Origin of the sequence: Bacillus xiamenensis (assembly GCF_000300535.1) — a bacterium.
Lineage (GTDB): Bacteria > Bacillota > Bacilli > Bacillales > Bacillaceae > Bacillus > Bacillus xiamenensis.
In genome coordinates this window covers 39,115-57,037 of record NZ_AMSH01000010.1, presented here as the reverse complement: position 1 = coordinate 57,037, position 17,923 = coordinate 39,115, and the positions used below count along the sequence as shown (strand labels likewise).

At 42.6% G+C, this 17,923-nt stretch carries 21 protein-coding genes; 7 read left to right on the top strand and 14 right to left on the bottom strand.

Translation table 11 applies throughout. From position 1 onward, the window contains the following. Positions 1-23: 23 nt before the first annotated feature. The 8 genes from BA1_RS05895 to BA1_RS05860 all read right to left on the bottom strand — a co-directional run bounded on the left by BA1_RS05895 (position 24) and on the right by BA1_RS05860 (position 7,383). Positions 24-326: a thioredoxin family protein gene (locus tag BA1_RS05895; protein WP_008356682.1), complete on the bottom strand. Its 303-nt coding sequence runs from the start codon at positions 324-326 to the stop codon at positions 24-26. An 11-nt stretch (positions 327-337) separates the two neighbouring features. After that, a complete protein-coding gene (locus tag BA1_RS05890) occupies positions 338-682 on the bottom strand; it encodes a toprim domain-containing protein (RefSeq protein WP_008347035.1) in 345 nt (114 codons plus the stop codon). A gap of 130 nt (positions 683-812) precedes the next feature. Then, the gene (locus tag BA1_RS05885; RefSeq protein ID WP_008356677.1) at positions 813-1,049 is read right to left on the bottom strand and encodes a YusG family protein; all 237 of its coding nucleotides are present in this window, start codon (positions 1,047-1,049) and stop codon (positions 813-815) included. 44 nt (positions 1,050-1,093) lie between these two features. Then, positions 1,094-1,477 (bottom strand): glycine cleavage system protein GcvH, encoded by a 384-nt coding sequence (gene gcvH / locus BA1_RS05880; RefSeq protein WP_008356675.1) that lies wholly within the window; start codon positions 1,475-1,477, stop codon positions 1,094-1,096. Between the two features lie 66 nt (positions 1,478-1,543). Then, the gene (locus BA1_RS05875; RefSeq protein ID WP_008356673.1) at positions 1,544-1,900 is read right to left on the bottom strand and encodes an arsenate reductase family protein; all 357 of its coding nucleotides are present in this window, start codon (positions 1,898-1,900) and stop codon (positions 1,544-1,546) included. Positions 1,901-2,011: 111 nt separating this feature from the next. After that, positions 2,012-3,793 carry an acyl-CoA dehydrogenase family protein gene (locus BA1_RS05870; RefSeq protein WP_008356671.1) on the bottom strand — a complete coding sequence of 594 codons (1,782 nt, stop codon included), beginning with the start codon at positions 3,791-3,793 and terminating at the stop codon, positions 2,012-2,014. Positions 3,794-3,807: 14 nt separating this feature from the next. Continuing rightward, a complete protein-coding gene (locus BA1_RS05865) occupies positions 3,808-4,983 on the bottom strand; it encodes an acetyl-CoA C-acetyltransferase (RefSeq protein WP_008356669.1) in 1,176 nt (391 codons plus the stop codon). 12 nt (positions 4,984-4,995) lie between these two features. After that, positions 4,996-7,383, bottom strand: a complete 2,388-nt coding sequence (locus BA1_RS05860) for a 3-hydroxyacyl-CoA dehydrogenase/enoyl-CoA hydratase family protein (protein ID WP_008356667.1) — start codon at positions 7,381-7,383, stop codon at positions 4,996-4,998. Between the two features lie 199 nt (positions 7,384-7,582). On the opposite strand from BA1_RS05860, the gene BA1_RS18560 reads away from it, so the two are divergent. From BA1_RS18560 to BA1_RS05850, 3 genes are read left to right on the top strand one after another with little or no spacing between them, the layout of a single operon-like run. Further along, the gene (locus BA1_RS18560) at positions 7,583-7,720 is read left to right on the top strand and encodes a YuzL family protein (protein WP_008356665.1); all 138 of its coding nucleotides are present in this window, start codon (positions 7,583-7,585) and stop codon (positions 7,718-7,720) included. A 27-nt stretch (positions 7,721-7,747) separates the two neighbouring features. Then, a complete protein-coding gene (locus BA1_RS05855) occupies positions 7,748-7,999 on the top strand; it encodes a hypothetical protein (protein ID WP_237739191.1) in 252 nt (83 codons plus the stop codon). A gap of 12 nt (positions 8,000-8,011) precedes the next feature. Continuing rightward, positions 8,012-8,359: a spore coat protein gene (locus BA1_RS05850; protein WP_008356662.1), complete on the top strand. Its 348-nt coding sequence runs from the start codon at positions 8,012-8,014 to the stop codon at positions 8,357-8,359. 33 nt (positions 8,360-8,392) lie between these two features. Here the strand turns inward: BA1_RS05850 and BA1_RS05845 are convergent, their stop codons facing one another. From BA1_RS05845 to BA1_RS05835, 3 genes are all read right to left on the bottom strand, one after another. Beyond that, positions 8,393-8,644 (bottom strand): YusU family protein, encoded by a 252-nt coding sequence (locus BA1_RS05845; protein ID WP_008356660.1) that lies wholly within the window; start codon positions 8,642-8,644, stop codon positions 8,393-8,395. A gap of 72 nt (positions 8,645-8,716) precedes the next feature. Next, the gene (locus tag BA1_RS05840; protein WP_008356658.1) at positions 8,717-9,547 is read right to left on the bottom strand and encodes an ABC transporter ATP-binding protein; all 831 of its coding nucleotides are present in this window, start codon (positions 9,545-9,547) and stop codon (positions 8,717-8,719) included. 145 nt (positions 9,548-9,692) lie between these two features. Continuing rightward, the gene (locus BA1_RS05835) at positions 9,693-10,139 is read right to left on the bottom strand and encodes a YusW family protein (protein ID WP_008356655.1); all 447 of its coding nucleotides are present in this window, start codon (positions 10,137-10,139) and stop codon (positions 9,693-9,695) included. Positions 10,140-10,265: 126 nt separating this feature from the next. On the opposite strand from BA1_RS05835, the gene BA1_RS05830 reads away from it, so the two are divergent. Then, on the top strand, positions 10,266-11,108 hold the full coding sequence (locus tag BA1_RS05830; RefSeq protein WP_008356653.1) for an oxidoreductase: 843 nt from the start codon (positions 10,266-10,268) through the stop codon (positions 11,106-11,108). Positions 11,109-11,148: 40 nt separating this feature from the next. Here the strand turns inward: BA1_RS05830 and BA1_RS05825 are convergent, their stop codons facing one another. Then, positions 11,149-12,513 carry a S1C family serine protease gene (locus tag BA1_RS05825; RefSeq protein ID WP_008356651.1) on the bottom strand — a complete coding sequence of 455 codons (1,365 nt, stop codon included), beginning with the start codon at positions 12,511-12,513 and terminating at the stop codon, positions 11,149-11,151. Positions 12,514-12,849: 336 nt separating this feature from the next. Here BA1_RS05825 and BA1_RS05820 point away from each other — a divergent pair, with 336 nt between their 5' ends. Both BA1_RS05820 and BA1_RS05815 read left to right on the top strand, forming a co-directional pair. Next, a complete protein-coding gene (locus BA1_RS05820) occupies positions 12,850-13,524 on the top strand; it encodes a response regulator transcription factor (protein ID WP_008356649.1) in 675 nt (224 codons plus the stop codon). Beyond that, positions 13,521-14,852, top strand: a complete 1,332-nt coding sequence (locus tag BA1_RS05815) for a HAMP domain-containing sensor histidine kinase (protein WP_008356648.1) — start codon at positions 13,521-13,523, stop codon at positions 14,850-14,852. The genes BA1_RS05820 and BA1_RS05815 overlap by 4 nt, the downstream gene beginning before the upstream one ends. Positions 14,853-14,873: 21 nt before the next feature. Here BA1_RS05815 and spxO read toward each other — a convergent pair whose 3' ends face one another. Next, positions 14,874-15,038, bottom strand: coding sequence for an anti-adapter protein SpxO (gene spxO / locus BA1_RS19270; RefSeq protein WP_008356647.1), 165 nt, complete (start codon positions 15,036-15,038; stop codon positions 14,874-14,876). Between the two features lie 192 nt (positions 15,039-15,230). On the opposite strand from spxO, the gene BA1_RS05810 reads away from it, so the two are divergent. Beyond that, the gene (locus BA1_RS05810) at positions 15,231-16,109 is read left to right on the top strand and encodes a TetR/AcrR family transcriptional regulator (protein ID WP_008356644.1); all 879 of its coding nucleotides are present in this window, start codon (positions 15,231-15,233) and stop codon (positions 16,107-16,109) included. A gap of 367 nt (positions 16,110-16,476) precedes the next feature. On the opposite strand, the gene fumC is transcribed toward BA1_RS05810, so the two are convergent. Continuing rightward, a complete protein-coding gene (fumC, locus tag BA1_RS05805; RefSeq protein WP_008356643.1) occupies positions 16,477-17,871 on the bottom strand; it encodes a class II fumarate hydratase in 1,395 nt (464 codons plus the stop codon). Positions 17,872-17,923 lie beyond the last annotated feature (52 nt).

The window sequence follows — 17,923 nt, the reverse complement described above, 5'->3', positions numbered from 1 at the left end:
TTGAAATATGACAAAAAAACGCTTTATTTAGCGGTTTCAATCACTTCGTGAAGATATGGAACTGAGTGAAAGGCATAGCCTTTTTGTACGATCTCACCCTTTTTAAACAGGAGAAAGCACGGAACACTCTCGATCTCAAATGCTTTCGCAAAACCTGGTGAATAGTTTAAATTGTTCTCGTAAAAGGGAACATCCGGCTGCATGGCCTCGACCACTGCCAGCATCTTCTTTGCCAGCTGGCATGTTCCGCAAAACGGTGTATATAAGTATAAAAGAAATAAATCGTCCTCTATCTCCTTGAATTCATGCTCTTCAATCTCTTTCATATACGTCACCCTCATAAATATTTCGAATGAACATCAATGTTTGCAGCTAATAGAATAGATGCAATGTGGGCTGACGGTGAAGCGGCCACTTCGCGGTACGTTCTGTCGACAAACAGATGAAGGGCTTCAGGAAATTCTTTTCGAAATTGCTTCCGCAGTTTGTCGCCAGCATCGTCACTGTCTGCTAATATGTAAACGTCTTTCCCGAATAAATCGTCCACAAGCTGATCCAGCTTCGATGTACTGATCGTGCCATTGGTGCAAATGATGGTAACAGGTTCACTTATGACTTCTTTTAGCTTCTGTTTATCTGATTTACCTTCTACAATGATGACCTTTTCTATCTCGACATTCATCACGATCACCCGGCCCTTTTGACGTTGATTCACTTCTTCCTTAGATTACAATCTTTCATTCAGGTTGTAAAGATTGGGTACTTGGGCAACAAAAAGACTGCAGCACTCACTCACTGCAGCCTTTTTGTGATTAGCACCAGCCATTTTCATCGTCACAGTCTACATATTTTTCAGTTCCATGTGTCAATGTATCTGACAAACGATAAAAACGATTTTGATCATAGGAGTAACCCGATTTTAATTCATATTGATTTTCACTAATCATCGTGCCAATCTCTTCATTTTGATGAAAAAGCACCATGCCGCTTTCTTTAAATCGTCCAGTGACATGTTCTGTAATATCCACCTGTTCTTTTTGAAAAGACAAATTGGACACCCCCCATAAAGGTAGAGTGTCCAATTTCGCATGAATTAGTCTTCTTTGATCATTTCTTCATATTGCTCAGCTGTCATTAAGTTCTCGATTTCAGATGCATCCGCTGGTTCTACAACGATCATCCAAGCTTTTTCGTATGGAGAGTCATTTACGAACTCTGGGCTGTCATCAAGCTCATCGTTCACTTCAACGATTGTGCCGTTGATCGGTGCATATAGTTCAGAAACTGTTTTGACTGATTCTACGCTTCCGAAAGGCTCGTCCGCTGTGATTTTGTCTCCTACTTCAGGAAGCTCAACGAACACGATATCGCCTAGCTCAGATTGAGCAAAATGCGTAATACCGATACGCACCTTATCTCCTTCTACTTTCACCCATTCATGTTCTTCTGAATAACGTAAATCCTTTGGTGTGCTCATTCAATACCCCTCCAGTCTTTTCTTTCCGTCTATATTGAAGATACCACAATCTGAATGAAAGTTACATCATTTCCAGACGCTTTTAAATGTATCTTCATTAAATCCAACTGTCACTCGTTTGCCATCTGTTGTAATTGGACGCTTGATCAGCATTCCGTTGGATGCAAGTAATTCTAACTGCTCGTCCTCTGACATTGCAGGAAGTTTATCTTTCAGCTGCAGCTCTCGGTATTTCTGTCCGCTTGTATTAAAGAATTTCTTCAGCTCTAAACCGCTTTTTTCGTAAAGGGCTTTTAATGTTTCTTTATCAGGCGTCTCTTCGACGATATGTATGCTGTTGATGTCTTTATTGTGTTCTTCCAGCCATTTCTTTGCTTTTCTGCATGTACCGCAAGATGGGTATTCATAAAAATCTAAAGCCACCATTTTCACCTCCTGCAAATAGTGACAACATTTTATCACAAAACATGTTAAAAACCTAAATGTATGCTTACAAAAAGGTGCGAAGCCTACTCCGCACCTTTCGAACCGTTTTTAAACGATATATTTCTCTGCTTCAAAGATTCGTTTCGCCACCTCACGCTTTTTCGCAATGACATTGATCGGCGTGAATCTTGTCAGTTTGCGAAGGGCTGACAGATTCATACGAAGTGAATCTCCTTCTTCCATTGCAATCAACGATTCTTTCGCATGAGCTTCAATCTTTAAAAAGGCTTCCTGCGTGAAAATTTGTGTATAGGCAAGCTTTTGTGCATTCTTTTCTGCGCCTGTTGCAGCGATAGCCTTTTCTGTCCGCAAGACCGCGGACTCAGCAGCAAACAGTTCATTGACAATGTCTGCTATGTTCACAAGGATTTCCTGCTCTTTTTCTAGTGCTTTACCATATTTCATTGCGGCCATGCCTGCCACCATCAAGGCGATTTTTTTCGCATGGGCGAGTAAATATTTTTCTTGATCGAGCGGCTGATCACCCGGCTCCTCCGGCATCATCATCATGAGCTCTTCTTGCAGGGTTTGGGCTTTTTGAAGAAGTGGAAGCTCCCCTTTCATGGCTTTCTTCAAGAACGTACCCGGCACAAGCAAACGGTTAATTTCGTTCGTTCCTTCAAAAATACGGTTAATTCTTGAGTCACGATAGGCTCTTTCGACTTCGTATTCTTGCATGAAACCATATCCGCCGTGAATTTGCACCCCTTCATCCACAATGTAATCTAAAGTTTCAGAGCCAAGCACTTTACAAAGAGAGCATTCAATTGCATATTCTGCAATGGATTGCGCAATTTGTTTCCCGTCCTTTTGCTCCTCGTCACTTAATAGACCCATCCGCTGTTCAAATAAGCCGACTGTGCGGTATACAGCACTTTCCATGGCATAAAGCTTTGCCGACATGTTGGCTGCTTTTTCGCCGATTAAGCTAAATTGAGAAATCGGTGTTTTAAACTGCTTTCGCTGATTGGCATATTCTGCTGATAATTGAATGACCCGTTTTGACGCACCAATTGTGCCAACAGCCAGCTTATAGCGTCCAATGTTCAAAATGTTAAAGGCAATGACATGACCTCTGCCTGCTTCACCAAGCAAATTCTCCTTTGGCACTTCGGCATCTTCTAAAATTAACGTTCTTGTCGATGATCCTTTAATGCCCATCTTTTTCTCTTCAGGTCCTGTTTTGACACCTGGAAAATCCTTTTCTACGATGAAAGCAGAGAAGTGTTCCCCATCAATCTTCGCATACACAACAAAGACATCGGCAAATGCGGAGTTTGTGATCCATTGTTTTTCTCCATTGAGGACATAATGTGTTCCAGCTTCATTCAGGACTGCCGTTGTTTTCGCGCCTAAAGCGTCAGACCCTGATCCCGGCTCTGTCAAGGCATACGCCGCAATTGTTTCTCCAGAGGCGAGTCCTGGCAGATACTTTTCCTTTTGCGCTTGATTTCCGAACAGCACGATCGGCAGAGAACCGATCCCGACATGGGCGCCGTAGGAAAGAGAGAAGCTGCCTGCTCTGGCGAATTTTTCAGTAATGATAGCTGAGCTGATTTTATCTAAACCAAGACCTCCGAATTCTTCAGGAACGTCTGCTCCAAGCAATCCAAGCTCTCCAGCCTTTTTTAAGAGGCGAACAGAATGCTCGAACTCATGATTTTCAATTTGATCGATGTGCGGGACCACATCTTGTAAAATGTAATCCTCTGTTGTTTTCCCAATCATTTGATGCTCATCAGAGAAATCCTCTGGTGTAAAGATATGCTCATAATTCGTCTCATCAATTAAGAAACTGCCACCCTTTTTTACCTCTTCTATTGCTTTCATTCTGTTTTCCCCCTTTAGATCAATTCAAAAATGCCTGCTGCTCCCATGCCCCCGCCGATACACATCGTCACAATACCAAACTGCTCGTTTCGTCGTTTCATTTCATGAATGAGCGACAGCGTTAGTTTCGTTCCTGTACAGCCTAACGGATGTCCTAATGCAATCGCTCCACCGTTGACATTGACCTTCTCTTCATCAATCCCTAAATGACGAATGACTTGAATCGCCTGAGAGGCAAATGCTTCGTTTAGTTCAAACAGCCCAATGTCCTTCAGCTCTAGACCAGCCATTTTCAGCGCACGCGGTATGGCTTCAACCGGGCCAATTCCCATGACTTCAGGTGGTACACCGCCAACCGCAAACGCCCTGAACTTGGCGAGCGGCTGAAGCGAAAGAGAGGATGCTTTCGCGCGATCCATCATCATCACACATGCCGCACCGTCACTCGTCTGCGAAGAGTTTCCTGCGGTCACTGTGCCTTTTGTTGAGAAAGCAGGTCGTAAGGTTGAGAGAATCTCCTCTGTTGTGCCAGCTCTCACACCTTCATCCTGTGAGAACGTAAATGGATGTTCTTCTAATTGGTACTGCTCTCCTACCCGTCTTACTGTCACCTCAACAGGGACAATTTCATCTGAAAATTTCCCGTCCTGCAATGCCTGTGCTGCCTTTTGATGGCTTCTTACCGCAAACGCATCCTGATCTTGCCGTGTGACCTGATACTTTTGCGCCACTTGCTCGGCTGTGTGTCCCATGCTCATATAGTATTCAGGCGCTTGCTCTGCCAAGAGAGCATTTGGACGAATGGAGTGACCCATCATTGGGACTTGCGACATCGATTCGACGCCTCCGGCTAAAATGGTTTCTGCCTGCCCGAGCATAATTCGTTCACCTGCGTAGGCGATTGACTGTAGACCAGAAGAGCAATAGCGGTTAATGGTGATGGCAGGTACTGTATACGGCAAACCTGCTAACGCCCCAATATTCCGGGCGACATTCAGCCCTTGCTCTGCTTCTGGTGTCGCACATCCGATAATCAAATCATCAATCTGACCGTCGTATTCACCGGCACGCTTTAGCGTTTCTTTTACACACAATGCGCCCATATCATCAGGCCGTACATGTTTTAATGAACCTTTTTTAGCCTTTCCAACTGGTGTTCTTGCGCCAGCCACAATCACTGCTTCTCTCATTTTGATTCCCCCCTAGTTACGTAAAGGTTTGCCTTTGACGAGCATGTGCTGCATGCGTGCCTGTGATTTCACTTCTCCCACAAGACTTAAAAAGGCTTCTCTTTCAAGCTCTAATAAGTATTGTTCCTCCACCTCTGTACCAAATGGCAATTTACCGCCGGAAATGACATGAGCTAGTTTTTTCGCAATGGTCATGTCATGGTCTGAAATGTAGCCAGACAATCTCATATTTTCAGCAGCTAGCACCATTGCTGCATAGCCTGTTTCTCCCATGACGGGCACTTTTTGTTTGAGCGGTGCACGATAACCCGCTTCATCAAGAGAGAGAACGAATTGTTTCGCATCATAGATTAAATGATCACCATTCATGCTGATCCGATCATTCATGCGGAGCATCTTCATATCACGGGCTTCCTCTGCTGAAGTCGATACTTTCGCCATCGCAATCGTTTCAAAGGTTTGCAGCGCAGCATCTTGTATCGCAGTTGCAGACGGCTTAGCCGCTCCTTGTAGGTGACGTAAATATAATTCTTTGTTTCCACCGCCGCCCGGAATCAGCCCAACCCCTGCTTCCACAAGCCCCATGTACGTTTCACTGGATGCTTGGATAGCGGCTGCCGGAAGACAAAGCTCCGTCCCCCCGCCGAGCGTCATACCAAACGGTGCAGCAACAACTGGACGGTCACTATATTTCACCTTCATCATTGCCTGCTGGAACCTGCGAATGACAAAGTCAATTTCAAAGAAATTGTCGTCCTGTGCTTCCATTAAAATTAAAGCAAGGTTTGCGCCAACACAGAAGTTCTTCCCCTGGTTCCCAATGACAAGACCTTTATAATTCTTTTCCGTTTCATCTACAGCACGGTTGATCATATCAATGACATCAAGACCAATCGCATTGCTTTTCGAGTGGAATTCAAGCAAGGCAACATCATCACCAATATCGATTAAGCTTGCACCTGAATTGTTGAAAATGACCCCTTGTTTCTTTTTCAATCTGGCTAGAGAAATATTCTTCTCGTTTCTTTTTTCCTGTTTATAAGTGCCATTCTGATAAAAAGCACGGTCTCCTTCGGCATTCTCTTGATAGAATGTGTCATGTCCCTCTGACAGCATTTCTTGGACCCACACCGGGATGCTGTGCCCTTCTGCCTCCATTCGGCTGACGGCTTTTTTCACACCAATCGCATCCCATAGCTCGAATGGGCCATGCTGCCAGCCAAATCCCCATTTCATGGCGTTATCAATGGACTCGATATCATCTGCAATGTCGCCTTTTAGATGAGCTGAATAAAGAAGCACTGGTGCTGTCATATTCCAGAGCAATTGCCCAGCGCGGCCGTCTTGATAAATAAGCGCTTTCAATTTCGCTTTTGTCCCCTTTTGCTGCTTAGCAATGTCAATGCCCGGGTCCTTCAGCTTTGTCCGTTCTCCGTATGTGAGTGTCACAGGATCAAGCTCTAAAATGCTCTTCCCGTTTTTTTGATAGAACCCTTGCCCTGCTTTACTGCCAATCCACCCTTTTTCAAGCATTCTTTCCATAAACTCAGGCAGCTGAAAAATATCCTTCTCCTTTCCTTCCACCTGTTCATATACGTTGCGGGCCACATGAGAAAACGTGTCGAGTCCGACCACATCCAGTGTACGGAAGGTCGCACTTTTCGGTCTGCCAATGAGTGGACCTGTGACAGAATCGACTTCTCCGATCGTGTATTTGTTCTCAAGCATTTCACGCACTGTGACAAGGAGTCCATAAGTGCCAATACGGTTGGCAATAAAGTTCGGCGTATCTTTTGCTTCAACAACACCCTTGCCAAGTACATCTTCACCAAATGTTTTCATATATGAAAGTACTTCTGGATCAGTTTCTTGAATAGGAATCACTTCTAAAAGCTTTAAATAACGAGCTGGGTTAAAAAAGTGAGTGCCTAAAAAGTGGCGTTTAAAATCAGCTGATCGGCCTTCTGCCATTTTTTCAACAGAAATACCGGATGTATTGCTGGATACGATGCTGCCTTCTTTGCGGTGTTCGTCAATGAGAGAGAATACGTGTTGTTTGATGCTGAGCTTTTCAGTGACGACTTCAATGATCCAGTCAGCATCGTGTAATAAGGAAAGGTGATCTGTGAGATTTCCGGGTGTGATGTATGATAGGTTTTTCGCTGACGTAAGAGGTGCTGGCTTTTGCTTTAACAACTTTTTCATCGCTTCTTGACTTAATCGATTCCGAACACTAGGGTGATCAAGCGTTAGCTTTTTTGCCGTTTCTTCCTTTGTCAGTTCATTTGGCACAATATCTAGCAATGTTACCGGTATCCCAATATTGGCTAGATGCGCAGCAATGCCTGAGCCCATGACACCTGAACCAATGACAGCCGCCTTGCGAATATGTTTGCCCATAAATATCCCCCTAAACATTTTGAATGAACAGTCATTCATTTTTTGTCCAAAAAAAAGCAATGCCTCTTTCTTTATCTTAAAAGATTTTCCGAAACAGTTCAATAGCAGATTTCAAAAATTTACACATTCTCATGCGTCTTTCTTTACAGCGTATGAATTAAAGATGAGAGGGAAATGTAAGAATGGAGGTGATGTCCATATGTCTCGTTTGAAGAAAAATCCATCAAAAGCTGGCGTAAGTGCTGCAAGTGTAAAAGGAAACGCAGGTCCATCACAAGAAGCAGACCTCGGCGGGAAAAAGACCAGTCAAAATCAGCAATATAAAAAGAAACATTAAGGAACCAAAATCGTAAGGAGGGAACACATCTTGAACAATCAGCAAATGAATATGCCCCCGCAAGTCATTTCAGTGAAGGATTCCTTGTACTTAGAGGATATGCTGAACTGGAATTTAATCGCCATGAAAAAAGCCCACTTTATGGCCGAGCATTGCCAAGATCAAACATTGAAACAAGAACTCAATCAAGTTGGTCAAATGCACCATCAGCATTACACCCAAATTCTTCATCATTTAGGCAGCTCAGGGCAAGGCCAGTCTACTGGCTTTATGCAATAGGAGGACAAAGACATGGATCAGCAAAACCAACAAAAAATTGGGAATCCACAAACGCCGGTTCCAACAACCACAAACATGAACGATCGTGATTTTATCACAGATCTCTTGTCGACTGAAAAATATATGACAAGCGGATATAACACAGCGCTGAATGAATTAAGCCATGAATCTCTTTACCAAGATATTCAGCAAATTGCGCTGGAAACACAAAAAACGCAAAGACATTTATATGATGTCATGTTCAAATATGGCTGGTATTCTGTCGAAGCGGCTGAGCAGCAAAAGCTCCAGCAAGCACATCAAAAGTTCCAGCAAACACTGACAGATCAGTCTCCATATGGACCATCAAACATGTCATAAAGAAAAACTGCCAGTGATGATGCTGGCAGTTTTTTAACGGTCTTTATTGGCTCGATGAGCTTCATTTAATTGTTTGATCCGCTGAATCGTTTCTTTGATGTCTTCCTTTGCCTCTGGATACGTTTCATTAAAATGCTTCGCTAGAGGCGGCATGCTTTTGGCAATATGAGAGTAGATCACCCACTGCGTGACATCTCTTTTCAGTTCCTCATTCGTTTCACCAAGCAGCAGCTCTGTATATTTATCAAGCAAGCCCTCTAGCTTTTCATCTAATTCATTTCCCATTGATCTTCCGCTCCCTTTTTCAGAAAAAAACCTGACTCTGCGCGTAACAGATGTCAGGCTTTTCACATACGATTATCTTGCAGCAAGAAATGTCTCTGCTTGTGCCTCCTGCACAATACAGCGTCCTCTGCCATGCGGAATACATAATGGTGTTCCGAATAAAGGATCTGTTGTCACTTGGCAGTTCATATCAAAGACATTTTTCACGAGATCACAGTTAATGACGGTTTCCGGTCTTCCTTCTGCATAAATCGACTTGTCTTTAATGGCAACAAGATGATGCGCATATCTGCAAGCGAGATTGAGGTCATGCAGAACCATGACAATCGTGCGCTGCTCTTTTTCATTTAAATCAAACAGAAGATCAAGGATTTCAATTTGGTGCGTCATGTCTAAATACGTTGTTGGCTCATCTAATAGGATAATATCCGTCTCCTGCGCCAATGTCATCGCAATCCATGCACGCTGCCTTTGTCCACCTGATAATGAATCGACCGTTCGATCAGCTAGGTCTTCCATCTTCGTTGACTTCAGTGCGCGATTTACCGCTTCTTCGTCTTGCTTTGACCATTGCTTCAGCCAATTTTGATAAGGGTATCGCCCTTGCTTAACTAGCTGGTGGACAGTTAATCCTTCCGGCGCTTCTGGTCCTTGCGGAAGAATGGCAAGCTGTTTCGCCACTTCCTTTGTTGGTAATTTGGCAATGGAATGACCTTCAAGCAGGACAGATCCACCCATTGGCTTCATGAGACGGGCCAATGAGCGAAGTAGCGTGGATTTACCGCATCCATTGCTGCCAATAAATACTGTGATTTCACCCTTAGGGATTGATACATTTAGTTCATCTATGATCATTGTTTCTCCGTAGCCTAAGCTTAAACCTTCAGTAGAAATGGCACTCATTCCGCTCAAACGCTCCTTTTCTCATCCAAATTTTTTATATTGAATATCGTCTATGTAGACGTCAAAGATCACTTATCTCAATTTAGTGTATCAGATTTGAGTGATTTTGAAAATCATTTTCAATTAAAAAATGACAAAGTCTCGTTTACTTTTTCTTTTCGAATGTACGATTTGTCCCATCTTCGAGCTTCATATCGACCTGAATCCGCTGATAATCGTCATCTAAATTAAAGGCAGCTAATAGTTCATTTACATACGTTTCATTTAGCTTTGCACTAGGTATAGACATATCATTTAACTTCATCTTCATCTCGCGCAATGCTTCCTCCCCTTCATAGCGGACACCATTCATATGATCTCGAATCAGTGCTTCTTCTTTTCCGCCCACCTGACGATAGGTAGCTTCGTATAATTCATTTTTCTGCCCATATTGAACATGTAGATGCAGATGATGAAATGGCAGCTCCTTCATTTGAACAGCTGACAGACTTTCAGCTTCTGCTTCACTTGTATGTTGCATTGGTTCGATTGATTGACAGCCAGACAGCATAAAGAGCAGCACTCCTAGCAGTCCCGCCTTCTTCCAGCACATCATGTGTTTCCTCCTATTTCGCTTCATCGGTTTTTATTCTGCTCTAAGCTTCTTTTCGTTATTCACCTAAACACTGTGTTATGGTAAATGAAAACAAAAAATATACGTCAAAAGGAGAAACGGATGATGAAAAAAACAGCCATTGTGACTGGTGCCAATAGCGGCTTTGGCAAGCTCATCACGCTGCGCCTGGCTCAGCAAGGCTATACCGTAATTGCTGGTGTGAGACAAGAGGCCAATGCGAAAAAGCTTGCGGAAGAACTAAAGAAAGCCGCTTTATCCGAATTGATACATATTGAAGTATTAGATGTGACGGATACACAGTCCATTCAAGCATTTCAGAAAAGGCTCGATACTGATGCACCCATTCACCTGCTTGTGAACAATGCGGGAACAGCCTATGCTGGTTTTGCTGAAGAAGTGCCTGTTGACAAGTACCGCCAGCAATTCGAAGTGAATGTCTTTGGGGTGATGGAAATGACACAGGCGGTCCTTCCGTTTATGACAACCGGTGCAAAGATATTGAATATGAGCAGTATCAGCGGGTTAATGGGTATGCCTGCGCTCTCTCCATATGTATCGTCCAAATTTGCACTAGAGGGCTATACAGAGAGCTTGCGAATTGAACTGGCTTCGTTTGGCATTCAGGCCGCTTTGATTGAGCCGGGTTCTTTCCAAACAAATATTTGGAACACCTCTATGAATGAGCAAATGACGCAGCCCGCAGAAGATTCTAAATACACAGCTATTTATCAAAAGATGATGTCCTATATTGAAGCGCAAAAAAACAACTATGGAGATCCTAGCGAAGTTGCGGAGCTTGTGGTCTCACTTGCAGAGAAGAAGCGTCTAAAGAAGCTGAGATACCTTGTGGGGAAAGGTGTACGGCTTTCATTCCTAGCAAAGCAGCTCCTGCCTTGGAATGTATGGGAAACGATCATTTTACGGACACTTTCATCCAAAAAATAAGCGCAAAAAACAGGTGGATCTTTTATCCACCTGTTTTCATTTATTCGTTATCAGACTGCCCGAGGGTAATATCAAGGTTTTTGTTCTTTCCTTCACGGATGACCGTCATTGTTGTTTTATCACCGATTTTTGTTTCTTTATAAAGGATTTCTTTTAGCTGTGAGCTGTTCTCCACATCTTTCCCTTTGAACTTGATGATGACATCTCCAGACTTCAAACCTGCCTTTTGTGCAGGTGATCCTTTCGATACATCTTTTACGTAAATGCCTTTACCGATTTGTTTATCAAATAATCCGAGCGTATTTTCCTGATACGTTTCAGGCACTTGCTCTAAGTCAATCATTTGAACACCAAGGTAAGGGCGTTCGATTTTTCCATTTTTCAATAGCTGATCGACAATCGGTTTCACATCGTTACTTGGGATGGCGAATCCAAGTGATTCTACACCGCTTTCGCTAATTTTCAAGCTGTTGATCCCAATGACTTGACCGTCCGTATTGATCAGTGGACCTCCACTGTTTCCTGGGTTAATGGCAGCATCTGTTTGAAGCACATTCATCTCAACAGTACCAGATGACGTAGTCGCTTCAACGGTACGATCGACACCACTAATAATTCCTTCTGTCACAGTACCTGAGAACTGCGCACCAAGCGGGTTCCCGATAGCGATCACTTTGTCTCCGGCACGAAGCTTAGACGAATCACCAAAGCTTGCGACTTTATCAATGCCGTCAGCGTTGATTTCGAGAACAGCCAAATCTGTCATCACATCATTGCCGACAAGCTTAGCATCTTTTGTTTTTCCATCATAAAGCGTGACCTTTAATTTATTGGCACCTTCAACCACGTGGTTATTGGTAATAATGTATGCTTTTTTTCCATCCTTTTTAAAGATCACACCGGAACCAGTTCCAGCTTCCGCTTCTGTTGATTCTCCGCTAAGACCGAAAGAGTTTTGTGTAGATTGATAGTTTGAGACCCCTACAATGGTCGGCTCTAAATCCTCTACCATATCGGCTACATTCGTCGCATTGGTGATTTGTTTTGATGAGAAATTATCAGAGGTAACCGATTCACTTGACGCTGTTTGGGTTTGCGTGTTGGCAGCTGTGTCCTGTGCCTGCGGTAAAAGCGGTGTAATTCCAAGCACAAGACCTCCGCCAATAATCCCTCCAAGAATCGGACTCAACCATGCAGCCTTCCGTTTTTTCTCCTTTTTAGAAGCACGATCATCCACAATTTGAGGTGACCTGTTTGTCACACTCTCCTGAGAGGCGGATGCTTCATTTTCATGGTGGTGAAAAACGAGTTCTTTTTTTGGTTCTTCTATTTCTTTCTCATTCTCTTGATGTGTTTCTTCTTGATGATTGATCTTTTTTTCTTCATCTTCTCTTCGGAAATCCATCGCTTGCACTCCTTTGCATCATTTTCATGAAATGCTTCATTCATATGTGTCGATAGGACCGATGTCCTCTTAATGGCAAAATCATTGAAAATACTTTATGGCAATATACCAAATTATATAATACTTATTCATAGAAAAAAAGCAAGGTGCGCACATTGGTGGAAAACACCTATTCATCAGCTTTTTGTCTATGCCCTTTTTTCCCTTGAGCTTATCATAATCAAACATTATGGGATAATGATGAGAAGAATATGTGAAATTATGAAAAAAGCGTGTGATTGTTGACATATCGCCTTTGTATCCCGTTATAATGACGTTGAGAGGATGTGGAAGACTTTGTCGTACACCATTTATTTAGTTGAGGATGAACAAAACTTAAATGAACTTTTAACCAAATATTTAGAGAGTGAAAATTGGAATGTCTCCTCTTTTTTAACCGGAGAAGCGGCACGTGCGGCAATGGACAAGCCGCCGCATCTATGGATTTTAGATATTATGCTGCCTGATACAGACGGCTACACACTCATTAAAGAAATCAAAGCCGCCTCACCTGACGTACCAGTCATTTTCATTTCTGCACGTGATGCAGATATTGATCGTGTCCTCGGCTTAGAACTGGGAAGCAGTGACTATATTGCGAAACCATTTCTTCCGCGGGAGCTGATCATCCGAGTGCAAAAGCTGCTGGAGCTTGTGTATAAAAACAGTGAGACCCCGCAGCCAAGCATCACACACGTTTCCTCCTACACCATTCATGAGGACGTGAGAGAGGTGTTTGAAGGGGATCAGCTGATTAACTTAACTTCTAAGGAATTTGACTTGCTGCTCTTATTTACACATCATCAAGGACACGCTTTTTCTCGTGAAGATATTCTCGTGAAGATCTGGGGACATGATTACTTTGGGACAGATCGTGTCGTGGATGATCTTGTCAGACGGCTGCGTAAAAAAATGCCTGACTTAAAAGTCGAGACCATTTATGGATTTGGCTATAGGATGCTAAAGGGATGAAGAACAAACCGCTCGCTTTTCAAATTTGGGTCGTCATCTCTGGCATTTTGCTGACCATTTCGATTGTCCTGATCATTTTATTTTCAAATACATTACGCAGCTTCTTCACAGATGAAATTTATAAAAACATCGAAAATGAACAGCAGGTGTTAACAGAATACCCTTTGAATCGAGACGGATCACCAAAGTCGACCCCAGAAAACCGCTCGGTTCAGCACATTCTGATCCCGTCAGATGAATTAGATCAAATGGCGCAGTTTTTCCCGCATGCGTTTATTGAAAAAGTACAAACCTTTGTGAAAAAACAAAAAAGCGCAACGAAACGCTATTCTGAAGAAGTGAATGGCCAGCATATCTTTTTTGTGATCAAAAAAGTCTCAACAGGCAATACACAATATATTCTGTTGTCGTATGCACCAGATTCTTATCGAGACGACTTGTCCTTTACGCTGTTTAAACAGCTGATATTGATCTTAGGCACTGTCATTTTACTAAGCTGGATTCCGTCTATTTGGCTTGCCCGCTACTTATCCCGTCCGATCGTTGCGTTTGAAAAGCACGTGAAGCGGATTGCTCAAGAGGACTGGGACGATCCTGTGGTCGTTGACAGGCAAGATGAAATCGGCAAGCTCGGTCATACGATTGAAGAAATGAGACAAAAGCTCATTCAAAAGGATGAAACGGAACGAACGCTTTTGCAAAATATATCACATGACTTAAAAACACCTGTGATGGTCATCCGCGGATATACGCAGTCCATTAAAGATGGGATTTTTCCTAAGGGAGATCTTGAACAAACGGTGGAAGTCATTGAAGGTGAAGCGGAAAAACTTGAGAAGAAGATCAAAGATTTGCTGTATTTAACAAAGCTTGATTATTTGTCAAAACAGAATCCCGCACATTCTTCCTTCCTTATGAGTAATACAATGCTGGAAGTGGTCGACCGCATACGCTGGTCGAAAAATGAATTGCAGTGGAACGTGGACTTAGATGATGAGGCTACACTTGAAGGCGATCCAGAACAATGGAGCAAATTATTTGAAAATGTACTAGAAAATCAACTTCGCTACGCAAAAAGTAGAATTGACATTCATATGAAGCAGGAAGAGGATCACATTCGCATGGTCATTCGTAATGACGGCCCTCCAATTGAAGAACACATGCTATCCAGCCTATACGAACCTTTTAGTAAGGGAAAAAAGGGCGAATTTGGTATTGGATTAAGCATTGTCAAACGAATTCTTTCAATGCATCAAGCGTCCATATCTATTGAAAATGATGATCTAGGTGTACGCTATACGATCACTGTTCCAAAGAAGAGACTGTAGGTTTTTGACCGCAGTCTTTTTTTAGATGAATGAATACCCAGTGAAATCACGGTATGTGGCTTTGATCTTTTTGCCAGCTTGGTACATCCATTTCTTTTCAATGGTTGTTTCTTTCGGCATTTTGACTTTTTCTACTTGAATTCCTTTTGCTTTCAAGCGTCTAATCATATCATCGATTTCTCTCATGGAACATCATCCTTTCACATATTTTGACCAGTTGGTCATCTTACTTTATAATATAAAGAATTACACTGTAAAAAACAAGTTACAATCTGATTAATTTTTGAAAACTTTCGTCGTTTATGACCGATAAGTCACATCTCTTCGCGCACGTTTCCTAAGACATTTGTCTCTCGGTAAGAAAGGATGACATTCATATTGAAAAAGAAAGAAAAAATGATCATTGAAGCCGGCATGAAGTTATTTGCCAGCAAAGGCTACAATACAACGTCTGTTCAGGAAATTGCGGATGAATGCCATATGTCAAAGGGTGCTTTTTATCTTTACTTTAAATCAAAGGAAGCACTGCTCATTTCGATCTTGCACTACTATTACGATAAGGTATTTACCCGGATTCACGAGGTTCAAACAGAGGGCGGCACACCAAAAGAAGCCTATCGCAAACAGCTCACTGTCTATTACGATAATATTTTGCAGCAAAAGGATTTTATTAAAATGCAGCTGAGCGACAGGGCTCTTCCATTGAATGAAGAAACGCAGCAGCTTGCAAAACAAATTCGGCTTGCAACGATCCAGCTTCACATTGATAACATTAAGCAGGTATATGGGGATGCGGCGATTCCTTATATGGCTGATCTTTGTTTGACGATTGAGGGCATGAGTCATGTTTACTTTGAGCTTGCAATTTTATATGATTTTCAGCTGGAAGCAGAGGAACTTGCCAAAACGATGATTCACCGTATTGATGATTTGATGGGCGGTATGATGAAACGAAACGACCTTCCGCTCATTTCTGTGGACCAAGCAAGCGACTGGTTCGGCCCTATTTATGAACGATCATTTGACCCGCTGACAGAATCTCTTTTAAAAGAATTAAGAGAGCAGGCTGAAGAACACTATGATGTGAAAGACGAGCCGGATTTATTTGAAGCACTTGGCATTTTAGAAAATGAGTTAAACAAACAAAAACCGAGACAAGTCATTGTAAAAGGTATGCTCTACCAATTGAAATTGTTCCCTCCGCTTCAAACCATATCTGAGTCACTTTTGCGTATTTTGAAAGAGGACCATTTGTAAAGCCCAGGACAGCCCCCCTGGGTTTATTGTTGTGAATGGAACATCAAATTCAAATCCTCCCTTTACTGATAGTGTGCTCATACAATCAGAGCAACTTGGTTTCAAAACATATCGTTACCTTCAAACATCTTCAAGTGATTCTTCTGACAGCTCAAAATGAGAGATCAAAGATGATCCCCATCCTGCGGGCGCCTTTGATCACTTTATAACAAAAAGGGCAGACTCCTCTGTATCCCTGAGATATGGCTTGAAAAAACTCGACTTCACGTGTTTTTCACTCTAATCAATCTCGTCTTCACGTTCTCAACCACCATTCATCTCATCATTTTTCCCACAAAAAAACCAGGGGCAGCGGGCCCCTGTTGTCTTATTTTGCTTTCGGTGTCACCATTTCTTCTGGTTTCACAAACTCTTCAAATTGCTCTTCTGTTAATAGCTCTAATTGAAGGGCTGCTTCTTTTAGCGTTAACCCTTCTTTGTGCGCAAGCTTAGCAATTTTCGCTGCATTTTCATATCCGATGTGCGGATTAAGCGCCGTCACAAGCATCAATGAATTTTTCAGGTTTTTCTCGATTGTTTCTAGGTTTGGTTCGATTCCAACGGCACACTTGTCATGGAATGAGTTCATGCCGTCAGCAAGCAGTTCAACTGATTGCAGGAAGTTATAGATGATGACCGGCTTAAATACGTTCAGCTCAAAGTTTCCTTGGCTTGCGGCAAAACCGATCGTTGCATCATTCCCCATGATTTGCGCTGCAACCATTGTTAAAGCTTCACTTTGGGTTGGGTTGACTTTTCCTGGCATAATGGAGCTGCCTGGCTCATTTTCAGGAATGATCAATTCGCCAATTCCACAGCGCGGGCCACTTGCAAGCCATCTGACATCATTGGCAATTTTCATTAAATCAGCTGCAAGTGCTTTTAGAGCACCGTGTGCATACGTAATTTCATCATGGCTTGTTAGCGCATGGAATTTGTTTGGTGAAGAATTAAATGTTTGACCTGTCAGCTGGCTGATTTCTTCAGCCACGTATTTGCCGAACTCAGGATGTGCGTTAATTCCTGTACCGACAGCCGTTCCACCAATCGCAAGCTCTCTCATTTTTTCAGTCGATTCTAGAATCATTTCTTTTGAACGATCAAGCATGTACACCCATCCGCTAATCTCTTGGCCAACTGTCAGCGGCGTTGCATCTTGCAAATGCGTACGGCCGATTTTCACGATCTCTTGATATGCTTGTGCTTTCTCATCAAGTGTCGCTCTTAATTGGTCAATAGCAGGTATTAATTTTTTGTGCACAGCTAAAACAGCTGCCACGTGCATAGCTGTTGGGAATGTATCGTTTGAGCTTTGGCTGCGGTTGACGTCATCATTCGGGTGAATGCTGAGTTCACTATTTTTATCTTTCAAGAAAGCAGTTGCTCTATTTGCAACAACTTCGTTCATGTTCATGTTACTTTGCGTTCCACTGCCTGTTTGCCAGACAACCAGCGGGAAATGCTCGTCATATTTTCCACTGATGATGTCATCACATACAGCAGCAATCGCTTCTGCTTTTTCACTTTCAAGGTTACCAAGACGTTCATTGGCAATCGCTGTGCTGCGTTTCAAAATTGCAAACGCATTCACAACTTCCTTTGGCATTTTCTCAGAACCGATTTTGAAATTTTCTTTGCTTCGTTGTGTTTGTGCACCCCAGAACTTGTCCTTTGGCACCTTGATTTCGCCCATTGTATCTTTTTCGATTCTAAATTCCGTCATTATGTATCCCTCCATAGCTTCATCACTCAACTCTATTCTATACAAAAAACGA

Excerpts from the sequence above, each read along its gene's own strand:
- fumC (WP_008356643.1), bottom strand. The coding sequence starts at position 17,871 with ATGACGGAATTTAGAATCGAAAAAGATACAATGGGCGAAATCAAGGTG.
- BA1_RS05845 (WP_008356660.1), bottom strand. The coding sequence starts at position 8,644 with ATGGGAAATGAATTAGATGAAAAGCTAGAGGGCTTGCTTGATAAATAT.
- BA1_RS05835 (WP_008356655.1), bottom strand. The coding sequence starts at position 10,139 with ATGTGCTGGAAGAAGGCGGGACTGCTAGGAGTGCTGCTCTTTATGCTG.
- BA1_RS05825 (WP_008356651.1), bottom strand. The coding sequence starts at position 12,513 with ATGGATTTCCGAAGAGAAGATGAAGAAAAAAAGATCAATCATCAAGAA.
- BA1_RS05865 (WP_008356669.1), bottom strand. The coding sequence starts at position 4,983 with ATGAGAGAAGCAGTGATTGTGGCTGGCGCAAGAACACCAGTTGGAAAG.
- BA1_RS05890 (WP_008347035.1), bottom strand. The coding sequence starts at position 682 with ATGAATGTCGAGATAGAAAAGGTCATCATTGTAGAAGGTAAATCAGAT.
- BA1_RS05860 (WP_008356667.1), bottom strand. The coding sequence starts at position 7,383 with ATGGGCAAACATATTCGCAAGGCGGCTGTCATTGGTTCAGGTGTCATG.
- spxO (WP_008356647.1), bottom strand. The coding sequence starts at position 15,038 with ATGAGAGAAATCGATGATATGATTAGACGCTTGAAAGCAAAAGGAATT.
- BA1_RS05840 (WP_008356658.1), bottom strand. The coding sequence starts at position 9,547 with ATGAGTGCCATTTCTACTGAAGGTTTAAGCTTAGGCTACGGAGAAACA.
- BA1_RS05830 (WP_008356653.1), top strand. The coding sequence starts at position 10,266 with ATGAAAAAAACAGCCATTGTGACTGGTGCCAATAGCGGCTTTGGCAAG.
- gcvH (WP_008356675.1), bottom strand. The coding sequence starts at position 1,477 with ATGAGCACACCAAAGGATTTACGTTATTCAGAAGAACATGAATGGGTG.
- BA1_RS05850 (WP_008356662.1), top strand. The coding sequence starts at position 8,012 with ATGGATCAGCAAAACCAACAAAAAATTGGGAATCCACAAACGCCGGTT.
- BA1_RS05870 (WP_008356671.1), bottom strand. The coding sequence starts at position 3,793 with ATGAAAGCAATAGAAGAGGTAAAAAAGGGTGGCAGTTTCTTAATTGAT.
- BA1_RS05815 (WP_008356648.1), top strand. The coding sequence starts at position 13,521 with ATGAAGAACAAACCGCTCGCTTTTCAAATTTGGGTCGTCATCTCTGGC.
- BA1_RS05895 (WP_008356682.1), bottom strand. The coding sequence starts at position 326 with ATGAAAGAGATTGAAGAGCATGAATTCAAGGAGATAGAGGACGATTTA.
- BA1_RS18560 (WP_008356665.1), top strand. The coding sequence starts at position 7,583 with ATGTCTCGTTTGAAGAAAAATCCATCAAAAGCTGGCGTAAGTGCTGCA.